Raw genomic sequence first — 17035 nt, forward strand, 5'->3', positions numbered from 1 at the left:
TCGAAAGTGTTCGAACTTTCCGATACGGCCTGGACTGCGATCACGCTGACGTTGCGGATCGCGGTTCTCGCGACGCTGGTGGCAACGCCGATCGGCATAGCGACCGCATGGCTTCTGGCGCGCAGGAATTTCCCTGGCAAGATGATCGTCGAGGCGCTGGTGCACCTGCCGCTGGTGTTGCCGCCGGTGGTGACCGGTTATCTCCTGTTGCTGACGTTTGGGCGACGCGGGGCGATCGGTTCGTTCCTGGCTGACACATTCGGCATCGTCCTGTCTTTCCGCTGGACCGGCGCCGCACTCGCCTGTGGCATCATGGCGTTCCCGCTGCTTGTGCGACCGATCCGGCTATCGTTCGAAGCCATCGACATTCGCCTTGAACAGGCGGCGACAACGCTCGGTGCCAATCCGTGGCGCGCGTTCGCGACCATCACATTGCCGCTGGCACTGCCCGGCATCATTGCCGGCATGGTGCTATGCTTCGCCAAAGCGATCGGCGAGTTCGGCGCGACCATCACCTTCGTCTCCAACATTCCGGGCGAAACGCAGACCATTGCATCTGCAGTTTACGCATTGATCCAGACGCCGGCGGGCGATCGGGAAGCGACGCAGCTCATTGTCGTTTCGATGATCCTCGCCTTTGGCGCACTTCTCGTCTCCGAATGGTTTGCGCGCCGGGCGGTTGCCCGGATGCGGGGAGACTGACGATGCTGCACGTCGATGTAACGAAAGCGCTTGGCGCGACAACCGTGGAAGCGGCATTCGACAGTGCCGGCGGCGTCACAGCCTTGTTCGGCCCGTCGGGCGCCGGCAAGACCTCACTGATCAACATGATTGCCGGACTGCTGAAGCCGGATCGCGGCCGGATCGAGCTCGACGGCGAGGCACTCGACGATACGGCGCAGCGTATCCATATCCCTGCGCACCGACGGCGCATCGGCTACGTGTTTCAGGACGCGCGGCTGTTTCCGCATCTCAGCGTCGAACAGAATCTCGACTACGGACGCCGCATGAACGGCTTGCCGTTCGATGCCGCAGAGCATGTGCGGATCGCGCAGCTGCTCGATCTCGAAGCGCTGAGGCAGCGCCGACCGGGCAGACTTTCCGGCGGCGAGAAGCAGCGGGTCGCGCTCGGCCGCGCATTGCTGTCGCGTCCCCGCCTGCTGCTGCTGGACGAACCGCTTGGGTCGCTCGACGACGAAAGGAAGGCGGAGATTCTTCCCTATCTGATGCGCCTGCGCGATCAGGCGGGCGTGCCCATGGTCTATGTCAGCCACGACGCCGACGAAGTCAGACGGCTGGCGACTCAGGTGATCCGCCTGCAGAACGGGACCATCGCGGCGCAAGGGGGCCTCGAGGTCTTGCCCCAGCCAAGGTCGTAGACTTCGCGACCGGCCGCTACAGCGACTCGACGAACGACTTCCACGCCGCGCGGAACCTGCGTTTCGCCAGCTCCCGGCCCTTCGGCGGTGGCGCCGCCGGCTCCTCGTCTTCGGGCAGGCGCAGGCCGACGACATTGACGCGACCACCACCGATCGAGCGGGCCACCAGTGTGATTTCGCCGATCGGCAGCGTATCGTCGATCCGGGGAGCGCGATCGAGATAGATGTCGAAGTAGTCGGCGAGCGTGAGCTCGGCCTGCTCCAGCACGACGGGAACGCCATACACCTCCGCGAGACTGCCGAGTGTGATTTCGCCCGGCACCATGAAGTCACCGAGCATGTGCGGGTCGACCGGTGCCGGCGTCGGCATGTCGACGAAGAAGCGGTCCAGCGCTTCGGCCTTCTCGGGCGGCGCGAGCAAGTAGACGTAGTCCCCGGCCAGGACCGGCTCGGCTTCGCTCGGCGTGAAGATCTGCTGGTCGCGGATGATCAGGGTCGGCTTCGACCAGGACGGGATCACCCGTCGTTTGAGAAACAGGCTGTTCTTGCGCACGCGATAGCCGACGAGCTCCTGCTCGAGCTGCCCCGGCAAATCGAGCTCCACCCGGCGCATCGTTCGCTCCGTGCGCGGCAGCGCAACGTTCAGGCGCCGCGCGGCCCAGGCGATCGTCCAGCCCTGCACCGAGAGCGACACCAGCACGACGACGAAGGCGATATCGAAATAGATCGTGCCGTTCGGCAGGTCGACCAGCAACGGGATCGAGGCCAGGAAGATCGCCACGGCCCCGCGCAGGCCGACCCACGAGATGAAGATCTTCTCGCGCCGAGGAAACGGAAACGGCGCAAGACACAGGAATACGGCGATCGGTCGCGCCACGAACATCAAGGCCAGCGCCACGGCCAGCGCCGGCAGGAACGTTGAGAGCAGCCTTTCAGGGGACACAAGCAGACCGAGCAGCACGAACATCACGATCTGCGCGAGCCAGGTGGCCGCGTCGAGAAAGACGACGACGGAGTTGTGCGCACGGGTCGGCCGGTTACCGATGACGATGCCGGCGAGATAGACGGCCAGAAAGCCGGAGCTGTGGGCGGTCTGGGCGATGCCGAAAATCACCACCGCCGCAGTCGCGACAAAGGGCGCGTGCAGGCCCTGCGGCAGCGCGACCCGGTTCAACCCGAGGACGACCAGTCGCCCGCAGACAATGCCGATGATGGTGCCGAGCCCCAGTTCGCGGGCAAATTGCAGCATCACATCCACGACCGTGCTGTGGCCGATCGATAGCAGCTCAACCAGCACCAGCGTGAGAAATATCGCGAACGGGTCGTTGGTCCCGGACTCGACCTCGAGCGTCGCGCCCACGCGTGGGCGCAGCCGCAGCCCGCGGCCGTGGATCAAAAGGAAGACCGCCGCGGCATCGGTCGAGCCGACAACGGCGCCGACAAGCAGCGCCTCGGTCCAGCTCATGCCGAGCGCGTATTTTGCGACCGGCGCCGTGATGACCGCCGTCAGCAGAACGCCGACGGTCGCCAGCACCGCCGAAGGCGCGACGACCGTCTGGATGCTGTTGAATTTGGTCTTCAACCCGCCATCGAACAGAATGAGCGCCAACGCGACGGAGCCGACCAGATAGGTCGATCGGACGTCGTCGAACCTGATTCCGCCGGGACCGGCTTCGCCTGCGAACACTCCGACGAACAGGAAGACCAGCAGCAACGGGGCGCCGAAACGCAGGGCGACCAGGCTCGACATGATGCCTGCCATCACCAGGATCGCTCCCAGAAGGATGGCAATGCTTACCGAATCAAGCGACGCCATATCATTTCCGCAATTGGACCCTCTATGCCTTCCTTATCGTCCGGGGCCTTCTGCGCCAACCCCGCATGCCATTGCCGCACCGCATAGGCCGAGGTCGGCGGTCCGCCGCCATCGCCTTGCCTGGCCATGGTCCTGCTTAGTCCGGCACTGTTTGGACGTGAGCGCGTCCGCCGACGTATAAAGACACGGGCCGTCCTCGAATCATTCCATGCGACGGCCGGCGATTGCGAACAGAGACGTTGTGGAGCCCCAACTTGAGGAAATCTACGAGTTCATCCGGATGGCCCTGCGCTCGGTCGGCGCGGAGGTGACGTCGCCCTGGTTCTACTTCCAGTTCGGGTTGATCCTGATCGGCGCAGGCATTGCCCATCTTGCGGCCGTATCACTGCGCAGCAGGGTGGACCTCACATCCGTCGCCATGGGCTGGCCGGCCGCCTTCCGCCTTGGCCTTCGCGTACTGGTCCGCGATGCGGGATTCGGCTTCTTTGCGGGGCTGATGGCGATGACGCGTGTCGCCATGGTGGCATCGACCTGGCCAAGCCGCAGCTATTTGCTGGTCGTGGCCGCGAACCTGGCTGCCGCATGGCTCCTGATCCGCCTCGCCACCAGCCTGATCCGCAACGACACCGCGGTAAAGCTCGTGTCGATCACGGCCTGGTGCGTCGCCGCCCTCAGTATCCTCGGGCTGCTCGACCAGGTCACCGCCGCGCTCGATTCCCTCGCCATCTCGTTCGGCGGCCACCGCCTTTCATTGCTGCTCGCGATCAAGGTCTCCGCGCTGCTTGCCTTCGCGCTATGGCTGGCGAACGTCGCCGGCAATTTCGTCGATGCGCGGATCTCCACCCTGAACGACCTGACGCCTTCGGTCCAGGCGCTGACCAGCAAGCTCGTCCGGATCCTGTTCATCTGTCTGGCGGTGGTGATCGTGCTGGCCGCGGCCGGCGTCGACCTCTCCGCGCTGGCAATCTTCTCCGGCGCGATCGGCGTCGGCATCGGCTTCGGCCTGCAGAAGATCGTCGGCAACTTCGTCAGCGGCGTAATCCTGCTCGCCGACAAGTCGGTGAAGCCCGGCGACATCGTCACGATCGGCGACAGCCATGGACAAGTCCGCGCCATGAACACGCGCTACATTTCCGTCACGGGCAATGACGGCCGGGAATTTCTGATTCCGAACGAGAAGCTTGTCACCGAGCGTGTCGTGAACTGGACCTATTACGATACCAATACACGCATCGATGTGACGTTCTCGACGAGCTACGAAGCTGATCCGCGCCGGATTTGCGAAATCGCCGCGCGGATCGCGAAGGCGACGCCGCGCGTCGCCACAGTCAAGCCGCCGACCTGCAGCATCGTCGAGTTCGGCGAGCATTCGATGCGCTTCTCGCTGTCGTTCTGGATCACCGACCCCGAGAAAGGCATGGGCAACGTGCGCAGCCAGGTGATGCTCGCGCTCTGGGAAACATTCCGGATCGAAGCTGCGGCGGACACCACCTATCCGATCCGCGACATCCGCATCGACGAGGCGCCTGCGGCCGCTCCGGCCGTCGAAGCGCATCTGCGCTGACTAGTGCGCTGGATTTGACGTTCGTGCCAGCATTTCCACGATTCCTGCGTACGAACGTCAAATCCAAAAAGCGCCAGCTTAGTGAAATCGCCAGTGCTCCTTATGTTTCCGAAGTTCGCATGAGAGTGTATCGCAACGGGATGCAAACTTCGGAAACGGAGCACTAGGACCGCCCATGCGTTTCACCGGCACACTCGTTCCGGCGACGCTGATACGTCGTTACAAGCGCTTTCTCGCTGACGTCGAGCTGGCCGACGGCAGCGTGACGACCGTTCACGTCGCCAATCCAGGCGCGATGATCGGCTTGCAGGCACCGGGCGCCCGCGTCTGGTTATCGCGCTCGTTGAACAAGGCGCGCAAGCTGCCGCTGTCCTGGGAGCTGGTCGAAGCCGACTTCGGGGCGGGCCTCGAACTCGCAGGGCTCAATACAGCGCATCCGAACGCGATCGTCGCCGAGGCGCTCGCCGCCGAGGCGATCCCGGAACTCAAAGGTTACGCAACCATCCGCCGCGAAGTGAAATACGGCAAGGCATCGCGGGTCGACTTTCTGCTCGAGGCGCCGGACAGACCGTCCTGCTATCTCGAAATCAAGAACGTGCATCTGATGCGGCAGCCTGGCATCGCCGAATTTCCGGACTCTGTTACCGCGCGCGGGGCGCGGCACCTGGACGAGCTGGCCGCCATGGCCGCGCTCGGCTTTCGCGCGGTCATGCTGTTTGTCATCCAGATCGGGTCGGCCAGCAGCTTTGCGCTGGCGCGCGATATCGACCCGGCCTACGGCGCGGCGTTCGACCGGGCCTGTGTGGCGGGCGTCGAGGCTTTCGCCTACAAATGCGTCCTTGGCGTCAATGAAATTGCCCTGGGAGGAGCCGTTCCAATCGCCAAATAGCCTCCCATTTGTCGATGACAGCCCCGACGGCGAAGGCGCTTGCGCTGGGGCGTCCATCGCTTAAATTAGGGACAACTCAGACTTGCAAACCGGCCCCAAGCCGGCATGACCCCCGTACCATCCGACATGAATTACATCGAAGCTGCCCAGGCCCCGCTCCGGAAAACCGGTCAGATCAAATTGCACGGCCCTGCGGCCTTTGCAGGCATGCGTAAGGCCGGCGCGCTCGTCGCCAAATGTCTCGACGTGCTCGTGGACGAGGTGAAGCCCGGCGTGCCCACCTCACGCATCGACGATGTAGTGCGCGATTTTGCGCTCAGCCACGGCGCCATCCCGGCCACCCTGATGTATCGCGGCTACCGCTATTCGACCTGCACCTCGATCAACCACGTGGTGTGCCACGGCATGCCCGGCGACCGGCCGCTGAAGGAAGGCGACATCGTCAATATCGACGTCACGTTCATCGTCGACGGCTGGCACGGCGATTCAAGCCGCATGTACGCGGTCGGCGAAATCGCCCGCAAGGCCGAACGGCTGATCGAAGTGACGCACGAGGCGATGATGCGCGGCATTGCCGCGGTGAAGCCCGGCGCGACCACGGGCGACATCGGCCACGCGATCCAGAGTTTTGTCGAGCCGCAGCAGATGAGCGTGGTTCGCGACTTCTGCGGGCATGGCCTCGGCCGCATGTTCCACGATGAGCCGAACATCATCCATGTCGGCCGGCCGGGCGAAGGCATTGTGCTGCGCCCGGGCATGTTCTTCACGATCGAGCCGATGATCAACCTCGGCAAGCCGCATGTGAAGATCCTGTCCGACGGCTGGACTGCCGTCACCCGCGACCGCTCGCTGTCGGCGCAGTTCGAGCACGCGGTCGGCGTCACCGACACCGGCGTGGAGATTTTCACGCTGTCACCGGGCAAGCTCGACATGCCGCCCTACCGCAAGGCGGCCTGACCCACCACTGCCCAGTTGCAAATATCTGCGGCTCGGTCATGCTTGGGACGCGCTCACGCGTCCCTCGAACTCATATGCCGCCGGAAACCGAAGACCAACCCGTTCTGTCGCAGGCTGTCGCTGAGCCCGCGCCGCACTATCACGGCCATCGTGAACGCCTTCGCGCGCGTTTCCGCAACGCCGGCGCCGATTCCTTGAGCGACTACGAGCTGCTCGAGATGGTGCTGTTTCGCGCCTTGCCACGACGCGACGTCAAGCCGCTTGCCAAGAAACTCATCGAAAGATTTGGCTCGTTCGCCGAAGCCGTGAACGCCCCGGCATCGAGGCTTGCGGAAATCGCAGGCCTCGGCGAATCCACGATCACCGAAATCATGCTGATAGCAGCGAGCGCGAACCGGGTCGCCAGGGGCCAGATCAAGGCACGAACAACTCTGGGCTCATGGTCGGCGGTCGTCGACTACTGCCGGACCGCGATGGCGTTTGCCGACAAGGAGCAGTTTCGCATCCTGTTCCTCGACAAGCGCAACCAGCTGATCGCCGACGAAGTACAACAGACCGGCACCGTCGACCACACCCCGGTCTATCCGCGCGAGGTGGTCAAACGCGCGCTCGAACTGTCGGCAACCGCCATCATCCTCGTCCACAACCATCCATCAGGCGACCCGACACCGTCGAACGCCGACATCCAGATGACGAAGCAGATCGTCGAGATCGCAGGCTCGCTCGGCATCTCCGTGCACGACCACATCATCGTCGGCAAGAATGGGCATGCGAGCTTGAAGGGACTAAGATTGATTTAGATGTTAGCCTGCTCGACGATCGCCCCACTCGCCTCCGTCCACCATGGGCCTCATGCGGCTCGCCAGGGCGCAAGCCGTGGAATCCAGCGCGGGACGTTGGCGCGGAAATCCTCGTACTGGGCGCCAAAGCTCTCAGCCAGCACCGGCTCCTCGTAGACCAGGACAAAGGCGTGGAACGCGAGCCACATGAGCCCGCCGTAAATCAAGAGACGCCAGTCGCCGAACAGTATCCCCTGGCCCAGGATGACCGCGACGACGGCGATGTAAATGGGATTGCGCACGTAGCGATAGAGCCCTGTCACCACCAGGTTCTGCGGCGGTGCGATCGGTGCCGGCGTGCCGAGCCCCTGCAGCGCAAAGCGCGCAAACGAGTCGATGAGCCCGGGCAGACCGGCGGCGATCAACAGCATCCCGACCGCGCGCGTCGCCTGTAGGTCGAAGAACGGCGGCCGAAACTCCCAATGCGTGATCGACCACGGGATGAGCCCCGCCAGGACGCTGGGCGCAACCGCAAAGAAGAGGGCAGAGCCCAATACCGCGATCGTTTTCCGCACTGGCACCTCCTTCCTGTCCTGTCGCAATGTTAATGCAGCCATGTCCGGTCAGCGCGCGGTTGAATCGCGACGGCCCTGCGAAAGCGTCTCGACCAGGCCCACTGTCCAGCACATCGGGCATCCGCGTAGCGCGACGATGGCGGCAATGCCCTCGCCCAAGGATAGCCAAGGGTGCGCGGTCTGGTGGACGATGGCCCAAGCGAGTAGCGCCGCCGCAACTGCGCCGCGCATCAGATGTGCGCCCAGGAACGCGCTCCCGAACATGCCGACTCCACGAAAGTAATTCATGTGCTCTCTCGTCCGTTGTCCTTTGTACCGAGCAGGTATTCGCGCACCAATGCGCGGGCGCGGCGCAGGCGGCTTTTGGCCGCTTCGCGCGTCACGCCGAGCCGCCCGGCGATTTCCCAAATCGTCAGATCTTCGAGATCTCGCAGCAGCAGCACTTCGCGATGGGACGGCGAAAGCGACTCGATCGCATTGACCAAGTCTATGCGCAACTCGTCCGGCGGGACCTTTGCGAGCTCGCGTGACTCTTCCCGGCTGGCGAGCTCCTCGACTCCGCGCATCAGCATCAGAGCCGGCAGCATGCAAAGGCGGGCGATGACGGTTAGCAGCCAGCCAGCAAGTGCGGCTGGACTGCGGATCGTGCCCACGCGCCGGTACACGACGATGAGTGCTTCTTGCACCACATCTTCGATAACCGAGGCGCGGTAGCAAAGGCGCCGGGCGTAGCGTCGAATGTCCGGCTGCAGCGCCACCAATAGCTGTGTCAGCGCGTGCCGGTCACCCGACTGTGCCGCGAGCAAGAGATCGTCTGATACGCGCGCCAAGGCAGTCACCCCTTCGGTAGCTCGCGCCCGGCGATGGCGCAGGCAGGGCAATAGCCGAACACACCGGTGACCAGCGTCACGACACCCGCGCCGCTGAGCAGAAGCCCGAGCGGCGAAGCGTGCAGCGCAACCACGCCGCAGACAAGCATCAGGCCCCCGCCGATCAGCCTGGTCGCGCGCTCCCACCCGCCAACGTTCTTCCTATACCACATGGTTCTGTGCTCCGGTTCGTGACGCGCCGCGATGGCGCATTCACCCAGACAAGAGGGCGCAAACCCGGCGCCGGGGTCGCGGCACAAAAAAAATTTGAGGGGGCGGCGGCGCTTCAGCAGGCTGGCGTGGGCGTCGGGCGCGGCCCTGGGCCGCCAAGGAACGCCGGCATCGGGTCGCCGGGGCTTGGACATCCGGATAAAGCCGGGCCGGCCGCTCGCTTACCGCACGACGATCCGGCGATCCTGAGACAGCGTCGCATGGGAGCGCCGATCAGACGCCCAACTGACGTTTTGCCGATCTTTGGATCTGCACCGATCCGCGAGGGGAACGGACGGGCAAACCCGGCACTGCAACTGGCGGCGCTCCCCAAGACCTCCTCACCTGCCAAAGCCGCCAGATATTGAGCGGAAGGAGGATGCCATGCAGAAAGATGACCGGCCCCAGCTCAAGGCCGAGCCCATATGCAAGAAACGCTACGTTGCTGAATAGCGCGGTTACGCGCAACGAGACCATATCGTCCATATAGAACGTGAGGACGACAAGACCTGACGCCAGGTAGCCGACCAGATCAACCCAATGCATGGCGCGCCTCATTCGTCATGAGGGTTCAGTCTTGCCGGCCGGTGAGCCGCGCGACGAGCGCACTGGTCACGCCTGCTGTCGAGCCCTGGCCCTTCTAACGCAGGCTGCAAATCGTCGCGTCCTCCGATCGGGTGATGCACGTGCGCGCTTCGCCCAAACGCTGAAAGACGCGCACCGCACGAACTCTGAAATGCGCCTTACTGGAGGCTTCGTTTCGCTGCGGCCGGTGCTATAGTGCGCAAAACCGATCAAAAAAGGGGGGCTGCACATTGGCCGCACTCTTGCAGAACCACATCGCGGCGATCACGGGCGCCGGCTCAGGGATCGGCCGCGCGATCGCTGCTGGATTTGCCCGCGAAGGTGCGCAGGTGGTGGCGCTCGACATCAACGACAAGGCAGCATCCGAGACCGCGGCGGAGATCCGCGCGGCGGGCGGCAAGGCACAGAGCTTCGCGCTCGACGTCACCGATCACACGGCCTGCCGCACCATTGCCGCGCAGGTGCGCGACGACGTCGGCGCGATTTCGATCCTCGTCAACAACGCCGGCATCAACCGGCGCAACGCCTTCGTCGCGGACGCCGATACTGTAGTCAAGGACTGGCAGGACATTACCGCGATCAATCTCGACGGTGTGTTCAACGTGACGCACGCGTTCATCGCCCAGCTGCGCGCGAACAAGGGCCGCGTCATCAACATCGCTTCGATCCAGGCCTTCGTGCACGTGCGTACGCCCAGTTCGGTGGCCTATACGACTTCGAAACACGGGGTGCTCGGTTTCACCCGCGCGCTTGCCACCGAGCTCGGCAAGGACGGCGTCCGCGTCAACGCCATTGGTCCCGGGTTCATAGAGACACCGCTCAATGCGCAGGTGCGCGCCACAAATCCAGAGCTGGTAAAGACGTTCCTTGACCACACGCCACTCGGTCGCGCCGGCAAGCCGGAAGACCTGGTGGGGCCCGCGCTCTTTCTCGCTTCAGACTTGTCGGCGTACGTCACAGGCGCCATCGTCATGGCCGACGGCGGCTATCGTGCGATCTGAAGGAGCCTTCTGCTAGCGATATCCGGACTCCGCCGATCCTCGTAAGGTTCTGCCCTGGGGCTCAAGACAAGGAGGAGCCGTGAGCGAAGAAACGTTGCGGCGCTGGCGCCGGCTCGACGAGCCCGGCCTCGAGCTGATGCATCTGTCCAAGACGGCTGACGGAGTTCAGGTCACTTCCGATTTGATTCACGCCGGCGCAGACCCATTCGGTCTACGCTATTCATGGTCGCTCGACGGAAGCTGGCGAACCAAGTCGCTGCGCATATCGCTCAGGCGCGAAGGTCGGGATTTCACGTGCGACGTCGAACGGACTGGCGCTTCCTCCTGGTCGGTGGATGGACAGCCGCGCCCGGACTTGAGCGGCTGCATCGAGCTCGATCTCTCGGCTACCCCATTTTGCAATTCGCTTGCGATCCGGCATCTGGGCGCGACCGGCGAACTTGTCGTGGGCTTCATACAGCTTCCCGGATTGTCGATTACACCGTCGCTGCAGCGCTATGAAGCGATGGGGCCCAATCAGTGGCGTTTCGTCGATCTCGGCGCATCGAAGGGTTTCACAGCAATCCTGACCCTGGATTCCGAGAACCTGGTTCAGCGATACGAAGGGCTGTTCGAGGAAATCTCTGCCCCCTGAGCCGAGCGCAATCACAGGGCCTGAGACAAGCTTGATCAGGAACACCGGAGGTGGGCCGCACGCCCCGATTACGCCGTCATAGCCGCGCGCCAGCGCGTGTCGCGCGGCGAAGGCCGGCGATGCAGCCGGCGGTCGAGCAGGTCACGGGCCTTCACCGCCTCACCACCTTTCATGAAGGCGACGAGCAGCGTGTCTTCGACAATCTCACGCTGGGCGTGGCTGCCGCCGATGCGCACGACGTCAGCAGCGACCGGCTCGAGCAGGCGCGCGCAATCCACATACTTCTGCTCGGCAAAGGCCAGCATTGCACGGCAGACGGTCGGAAGCACCGCACCCGGCGCGAGCCGGCCTTCTGAAAGCCGCTTCTCGAGCTCCGCAATCCGCTGCGCGAGGGCCGCGTGGCTTCCTGTCGCAGCTGCGACCAGCGCCATGTGCATATCGGCGAACGGCACGCCGGCCTTCGGAAAGCTGCGCTCGGCATGAGCCGCGGCGTCGTCCCAGGTCTCTTTCGGCACGGCATGGCCGTAGGCCGCAAGCCGCCACAGCAACGAGGCGCCGTCGGTAACGGAATTGATCGGCGGCGCGGTTGTCACTTTCGGCTGGATCCGCTCGGCATAGATCGCGAGCGCGCGCTCCGGATTGCCTTTTTCCAGGGCGACGAGCGCCTGATGCCATGAAATATGGCCGTGCATCAGCCCCGAGCGATCGTAACTCGGCAGCCAGCCGGTGATCAGCTGGTCGGCGTGCTCTCCCGACCCATCCTCAAACATCGCATGCGCGAGCGCGTGGACCGCATTGGCGTTGGCCGATCGCCGCTCGAATGCCCGTTGGGTGATCTCGCGACCATGCCCGACATTGCCGTTCTCGGTGTGCGACCAGCCGAGATAGGTGAGGAAGAACCAGTCGTCGCCGTAGTGTCGGGCGTGGCGCTCGGCGAGGTCGACACGGGCCTGGTCGTGATCGGCCATGCCGGAGAATGCGAACAATCCGAACGCTCCCATCGGAAGCACGAAGACGAATGCGTCGCGGGGCCATTCCTCAAGATGCGCTAGCGCATTGGTGAGCGACCGCGCCGATCGGCCTTCCATGCCCAGCGCAAGCGTCTCGACATGGCTTTTTTCGCGCGCAGTGCCGCGACGGCCGACGAGCTCGCGCGCGAGCGCGGCCTCGGCTTGAGCCGTGCCCCCGTCCGCATGGATGAAGGCGATGCGCGCACGGGCGATGTGTGCCAGCGCAAAGTCCGGATCACTGGCGATTGCCGTTTCGAATGCCTCGACAGCGCCGGGCCAGGCGGCAAGCATCCGATCGACGCCGTCGCGATAAGCTGCCGCGGCGATCTCCGAAGAGGTCGAAAGCGGCGAACCATAACGATCATGACAGGCCATGAGGGCCTCCTGGACTCGACTCCGGAAAATGGTACCGATTTTCGGGTCGAATCAAGCCCTAAAAGTTACTCGCGAACGAGCAGCAGCGGGTCGGCCGAATCCGGCATACGTCGCCACTGTGCGTTGTCGTCGGCCTCGAAGCGCCAGATCTCGCGCTTGGCAGAGATCAGCAGAAGCTCACCGCGTTCGATCCGCCAGGTTGTCGGCGCGAAGGCCGCAAACGACGGATCGCAGCGCGGCTTGACGAACACCTGAAAGCTCTCGTCTCCGGCATCATTGTTGGTCAGGGTGACCGAACAGATCGCCTTGCCCGTGCCCCGCATCACGGACCAGTTGCCGATCATCTGATCGGTCGAGCGCGTGAGCGCCCGCGCCGCCGCGAGATTCTGCAGGATGAACACGCCTTCGCCCTGGCGCGTCCCTTCGTAGATGCCATTTTCGACTTCGGTCAGGTCGAGCACGGCCTCGCCCTTGCCGTCCTGCAGCCGCACGATATCGAGACCCTTGATCGCCCAGGACGCAATGGACTTCGTGAAAGGCAGCTGCTCGCCGCAACCCTTCTCGAGTTCGAGCTTCCTGCCACCCGGTGCATTGTCGTTCTTCAACGACAGCGCGCAGGTGCGATCACGGCCCGCCGTCGACAACTCCCATTCGCCGATCATCTCTTTCGTGAGGTCGACAGCATTCTGCGCGCTGGAAGGGCCGCCCGCGACAATCACCGCTGCAGCGAGCGCCAGCCCGCCAAATCTCAGACGACGACCATCGGCGCGGCGCAGCATCGTCAGCGGCCTTTTATCGGGGTCTCGGGGATCGGCGTCGGCGGCAACTTGCCGGCGAACCAGTCGCGGATGTTCTCCACCACGAGCTGGTCCATCGAGCCACGTGTCAGCACCGTGGCCGAGCCGATGTGCGGCAACAGCACGACATTCTGCATCGCGCGCAGTTCGTCCGGCACCACCGGCTCGTTGGCGAACACATCGAGCCCGGCGGCCAGAATATCGCCCTTCTTGAGCGCTGCGATCAGGGCCTCTTCGTCGACCACCGAACCGCGCGACATGTTGATGAGGACACCGTTCGGACCGAGCGCGTTGATCACCTCCGCGCTCACCAACTTGTTGGTCGCGGCCCCGCCGGGCGTCATGACCACCAGGGTGTCGACCGCCTTCGCCATATCGAGCAGTTTCGGGTAGTGGCGATAAAGCACGTTATCGGCGGGCCGGCGCGCGTGATAGACGACCGGCACCTTCATGGCGTCGAGGCGACGAGCGATGGCGCGGCCGATGCGTCCCATGCCAACCATGCCCACGGTGCGATCGCGCATCGAGCCTGCCGTGAGCGGATAGGGTTGATTGGCCCAAAGACCCGAGCGCACGTAGCGGTCGGCCTTCACGAACTCACGTACGGTGCAGATCAACAGCCCAAGCGCAGCGTCGGCGGTTTCTTCCGTCAGCACGTCCGGCGTATGGGTGACGACGATGTTGTGATCGCGCGCATAGTTGAAGTCCACGTGGTCGTAACCGACGCCGAAGGTGGAGATGATCTCCAGTTTTGGAAATTTCGACAGCATCGCCTGATCGACGCGGATGAGATCGGTCACGGCGATACCGCGAACGCGCTCGGCCATCGCGGCATTGATGCGGCCGAGGTCACGCTGGTTCTCGAACTGATGCAGCACGAACCCGTCCGAAAGTCCCCGGGTGACAATGGCCTTGGGAGGGCCGAACACCAGAATATCGGCTTTCTCGGTGGACGCGGAACTCGAAGCCATCAGCTTTCCTTTCCCAGCGCGCTTTCGTGCCAGCGGCGTAGCACAAGATGCGATATCAGTGACAGGCCCATGAAAATGACAATGCCGGCGGCCGAGAGCAACAGCAGGGCCGCAAACATGCGCGGAATATTCAGCCGGTAACCGGATTCGGCAATCCGGTAGGCCAGCCCGGAGCCGGCCCCTGCCGAGCCGGCGGCAATTTCGGCGACCACCGCGCCGATCAGCGACAAGCCACCGGCGATGCGCAGCCCGCCAAGGATATGCGGCAGCGCCGAAGGCAACTTGAGCTGCCACAGCGTCTGCTCGTTCGATGCGCCGTAAAGGGCAAACAGGTCCTTCAGGTTGCTATCGACGGAGTTGAGCCCAAGCGTCGTGTTCGCCAGGACCGGAAAGAACGCGACGATCCAGGCGCAGGCGACCACCGCGAGCTGTTGCGGCAAATAGATCAGGAGCAGCGGCGCGATCGCCACTACCGGCGTCACCTGCAGGATGATCGCGTAAGGATACAGTGAATATTCGACCAGCCGCGAGCGATTGAAGAGAAAGGCCATCGCGACGCCGCCCACGGCCGCGGCAATGAACCCTTCGAACGTGGTGGTCAGCGTCACCAGCAGCGACCCGCCAAGAATCTGCCAGTCCTGGACCAGCGTCTTGAACACCAGGATTGGACCGGGCAACTGGTATGGCGGGATATCGTTCAACCGGACGATCAGATCCCAGACCAGAAGACCGATCGCGAGCGTGACAACCGGTAGGCCAAAACGCAGCAGGTTGGCCGTACACTCCACGAAGCCCGATTCGTCGCGCGTCTGCATCATGCGGCCTTTGCGCTCGCGCGCGCGAGCGCGTCCGACACGCTGCGGCAGTGCGCGACATACGCGGTCGAGGTGCGAAACTCTTCACCCCGCGGTTCGGGCGCGTCGATCAAGAACTCGCTTGCGACGCGGCCCGGACGCGGCGTCATTACCACGACCCGCTGCGACAGATAGACCGACTCGAACACCGAATGCGTGACGAAGACGATCGTCCGCCGCAAGCGACGCCACAGCTCCAGCAAGTCGTTGTTCAGCCGAAAACGAGTGATCTCGTCGAGTGCGGCGAACGGCTCGTCCATCAACAGAATGTCGGGATCCGTGACCAGCGCGCGCGCCAGCGATACACGCATCTTCATGCCGCCAGAGAGCTCACGTGGATAGACGGCTGCGAAATCGGACAGGCCGACACTTTCCAGCACCTCGCCAATCCGTCCCGCAACCTCGGCGCGTGGACGGCGCAACAGACGCATCGGCAGATAAACATTATCCCACACCGTCGCCCACGGCATCAGCGTCGGCTCCTGAAATACGAAGCCGATCGATCGACGCGGCGTGGAACGCAGAGCCGCAGCCAGTTCGACATGGCCGGTTGTCGGTACGGTCAGCCCGGCGACAAGCCGCAGCGCGGTCGACTTGCCGCAACCCGACGACCCAAGCAGCGAGACGAACTCGCCCTGCCCGATCGTCAGATCCAGCGGTCCCAGCGCATGCACCCCGTTCGCAAAAGTCTTGGTGACGCCGCTCAGCCTGACCGCTGAGCCGGCGGAGTGTCCGGACGAAGATTGCATCGTTCAGTTCTTCGGCCGCAGGTTCACGCCCACGCCCTTGTTGACGAAACGCAAGGTGTAGCCCTTGCGGTAATCGATATCACGCTTGACGACGCCGGCCTTCACCATCTTGTCGAAGAAGCTTGCCATCCGCGCGTCGCTCATCGCACCAATGCCATCCTTCAGGGTGTCGCCGGAATCAACGATCCCATATTCCTTCATCTTCGCGACCGAGAAGGCGAGCAGTTCGTCGGTCATTTCGGGGTTCATCTGCTTGATCAGCGCGTTGGCCGCAGCATTGTCTCCGTAGATGTAGTTATACCAGCCGATTGCTGACGCATCGACGAAACGCTGCACGAGGTCGGGCTTGGTCTCCGCCAGCTCGCGGCGGGTTTCGATCAGCGTCGAGTAGCTGTTGAACCCATAGTCGGCGATCAGCACGATCGTCGGCTTGAAGCCGCCGGCTTTCTCGACGCTGAAGGGTTCGGATGACACGTAGCCCTGCATCGCGCTTTTCTTGTCGGCGAGGAACGGCTGCGGGTTGAAGGTGTAGGGTTTGACCTTGTTCTCGTCGAAGCCGTACTCCGATTTCAGCCACTGAAAGTAGCTGACGATGCCTTCCTTGGAGACGAACAGCGTCAGCGGCTTCAGGTCCTCCAGCTTCTTCACATTGGCTTCCGGATGCGCGAGCAGCACCTGCGGATCCTTCTGGAACATCGAGGCGACCGCGACGGTCGGAATGTTGTTGGCGACGGCATCGAATGTCTGCAGGGAATTGGCGGACATGAAGAAGTCGATCTTGCCCGAGATCATCAGGATGCGGTTGTTGACGTTCGGCCCGCCGGGAACAATCGTCACGTCGAGACCGTACTTCTTGTACGTGCCGTCAGCGACGGCCTGAAAGAAGCCGCCATGCTCCGCCTGGGCGACCCAGTTGGTACCGAAGGAAACCTTATCCAGCGTCTGCGCGGTCGCCGGCAACGTCAAGGCGGCCAGCAGGGCCAAAGCCGTTAACGTTCGCAGGATATTGACAATGCGCATG

General features: G+C 63.6%; 20 protein-coding genes. 8 read left to right on the forward strand and 12 right to left on the reverse strand.

Features of this window, described 5'->3' with window-relative positions:
- The first annotated feature begins 6 nt into the window (after positions 1-6).
- Together modB and modC are read left to right on the forward strand one after the other, a co-directional pair.
- Positions 7-702, forward strand: coding sequence for a molybdate ABC transporter permease subunit (gene modB, locus RCO31_RS06250; protein ID WP_308967364.1), 696 nt, complete (start codon positions 7-9; stop codon positions 700-702).
- A gap of 2 nt (positions 703-704) precedes the next feature.
- Positions 705-1379 carry a molybdenum ABC transporter ATP-binding protein gene (gene modC, locus RCO31_RS06255; protein ID WP_308967365.1) on the forward strand — a complete coding sequence of 225 codons (675 nt, stop codon included), beginning with the start codon at positions 705-707 and terminating at the stop codon, positions 1377-1379.
- Between the two features lie 16 nt (positions 1380-1395).
- On the opposite strand, the gene RCO31_RS06260 is transcribed toward modC, so the two are convergent.
- Positions 1396-3195 (reverse strand): potassium/proton antiporter, encoded by a 1800-nt coding sequence (locus RCO31_RS06260; RefSeq protein WP_308967366.1) that lies wholly within the window; start codon positions 3193-3195, stop codon positions 1396-1398.
- Between the two features lie 241 nt (positions 3196-3436).
- Between RCO31_RS06260 and RCO31_RS06265 the strand changes: the two genes are divergently transcribed.
- The 4 genes from RCO31_RS06265 to radC all read left to right on the forward strand — a co-directional run bounded on the left by RCO31_RS06265 (position 3437) and on the right by radC (position 7405).
- Positions 3437-4759, forward strand: a complete 1323-nt coding sequence (locus RCO31_RS06265) for a mechanosensitive ion channel domain-containing protein (RefSeq protein ID WP_308967367.1) — start codon at positions 3437-3439, stop codon at positions 4757-4759.
- Positions 4760-4934: 175 nt separating this feature from the next.
- On the forward strand, positions 4935-5648 hold the full coding sequence (sfsA, locus tag RCO31_RS06270) for a DNA/RNA nuclease SfsA (RefSeq protein ID WP_308967368.1): 714 nt from the start codon (positions 4935-4937) through the stop codon (positions 5646-5648).
- 126 nt (positions 5649-5774) lie between these two features.
- Positions 5775-6605: a type I methionyl aminopeptidase gene (gene map, locus RCO31_RS06275; protein WP_308967416.1), complete on the forward strand. Its 831-nt coding sequence runs from the start codon at positions 5775-5777 to the stop codon at positions 6603-6605.
- A gap of 74 nt (positions 6606-6679) precedes the next feature.
- The gene (gene radC, locus RCO31_RS06280; protein ID WP_308967369.1) at positions 6680-7405 is read left to right on the forward strand and encodes a DNA repair protein RadC; all 726 of its coding nucleotides are present in this window, start codon (positions 6680-6682) and stop codon (positions 7403-7405) included.
- Between the two features lie 50 nt (positions 7406-7455).
- Here radC and RCO31_RS06285 read toward each other — a convergent pair whose 3' ends face one another.
- The 5 genes from RCO31_RS06285 to RCO31_RS06305 all read right to left on the reverse strand — a co-directional run bounded on the left by RCO31_RS06285 (position 7456) and on the right by RCO31_RS06305 (position 9584).
- Positions 7456-7959: an isoprenylcysteine carboxylmethyltransferase family protein gene (locus RCO31_RS06285; protein WP_308967370.1), complete on the reverse strand. Its 504-nt coding sequence runs from the start codon at positions 7957-7959 to the stop codon at positions 7456-7458.
- Positions 7960-8007: 48 nt separating this feature from the next.
- Positions 8008-8247: a hypothetical protein gene (locus RCO31_RS06290; RefSeq protein WP_308967371.1), complete on the reverse strand. Its 240-nt coding sequence runs from the start codon at positions 8245-8247 to the stop codon at positions 8008-8010.
- The gene (locus tag RCO31_RS06295; RefSeq protein WP_308967372.1) at positions 8244-8798 is read right to left on the reverse strand and encodes an RNA polymerase sigma factor; all 555 of its coding nucleotides are present in this window, start codon (positions 8796-8798) and stop codon (positions 8244-8246) included. The genes RCO31_RS06290 and RCO31_RS06295 overlap by 4 nt, the downstream gene beginning before the upstream one ends.
- Positions 8795-9001, reverse strand: coding sequence for a DUF2892 domain-containing protein (locus RCO31_RS06300; protein WP_308967373.1), 207 nt, complete (start codon positions 8999-9001; stop codon positions 8795-8797). The genes RCO31_RS06295 and RCO31_RS06300 overlap by 4 nt, the downstream gene beginning before the upstream one ends.
- A 271-nt stretch (positions 9002-9272) precedes the next feature.
- Positions 9273-9584: a hypothetical protein gene (locus RCO31_RS06305; protein WP_308967374.1), complete on the reverse strand. Its 312-nt coding sequence runs from the start codon at positions 9582-9584 to the stop codon at positions 9273-9275.
- A 269-nt stretch (positions 9585-9853) separates the two neighbouring features.
- On the opposite strand from RCO31_RS06305, the gene RCO31_RS06310 reads away from it, so the two are divergent.
- Positions 9854-10624 carry an SDR family oxidoreductase gene (locus RCO31_RS06310; protein ID WP_308967375.1) on the forward strand — a complete coding sequence of 257 codons (771 nt, stop codon included), beginning with the start codon at positions 9854-9856 and terminating at the stop codon, positions 10622-10624.
- 79 nt (positions 10625-10703) lie between these two features.
- Positions 10704-11258, forward strand: coding sequence for a putative glycolipid-binding domain-containing protein (locus RCO31_RS06315; protein ID WP_308967376.1), 555 nt, complete (start codon positions 10704-10706; stop codon positions 11256-11258).
- A gap of 68 nt (positions 11259-11326) precedes the next feature.
- Here RCO31_RS06315 and RCO31_RS06320 read toward each other — a convergent pair whose 3' ends face one another.
- From RCO31_RS06320 to RCO31_RS06345, 6 genes are all read right to left on the reverse strand, one after another.
- On the reverse strand, positions 11327-12643 hold the full coding sequence (locus RCO31_RS06320) for a tetratricopeptide repeat protein (RefSeq protein ID WP_308967377.1): 1317 nt from the start codon (positions 12641-12643) through the stop codon (positions 11327-11329).
- A gap of 65 nt (positions 12644-12708) precedes the next feature.
- Positions 12709-13422: an AprI/Inh family metalloprotease inhibitor gene (locus RCO31_RS06325; protein ID WP_308967378.1), complete on the reverse strand. Its 714-nt coding sequence runs from the start codon at positions 13420-13422 to the stop codon at positions 12709-12711.
- Positions 13423-13424: 2 nt separating this feature from the next.
- Positions 13425-14411: a 2-hydroxyacid dehydrogenase gene (locus tag RCO31_RS06330; protein WP_308967379.1), complete on the reverse strand. Its 987-nt coding sequence runs from the start codon at positions 14409-14411 to the stop codon at positions 13425-13427.
- Positions 14411-15226: an ABC transporter permease gene (locus RCO31_RS06335; protein ID WP_374991433.1), complete on the reverse strand. Its 816-nt coding sequence runs from the start codon at positions 15224-15226 to the stop codon at positions 14411-14413. The genes RCO31_RS06330 and RCO31_RS06335 overlap by 1 nt, the downstream gene beginning before the upstream one ends.
- A complete protein-coding gene (locus tag RCO31_RS06340) occupies positions 15226-16014 on the reverse strand; it encodes an ABC transporter ATP-binding protein (protein WP_308967381.1) in 789 nt (262 codons plus the stop codon). Before RCO31_RS06340 ends, RCO31_RS06335 begins: the two co-directional genes overlap by 1 nt.
- A 3-nt stretch (positions 16015-16017) precedes the next feature.
- On the reverse strand, positions 16018-17034 hold the full coding sequence (locus RCO31_RS06345; RefSeq protein WP_308967382.1) for an ABC transporter substrate-binding protein: 1017 nt from the start codon (positions 17032-17034) through the stop codon (positions 16018-16020).
- Between the last annotated feature and the right edge of the window lies 1 nt (position 17035).

It is taken from the genome of Bradyrhizobium sp. LHD-71 (assembly GCF_031157255.1).
Lineage (GTDB): Bacteria > Pseudomonadota > Alphaproteobacteria > Rhizobiales > Xanthobacteraceae > P52-10.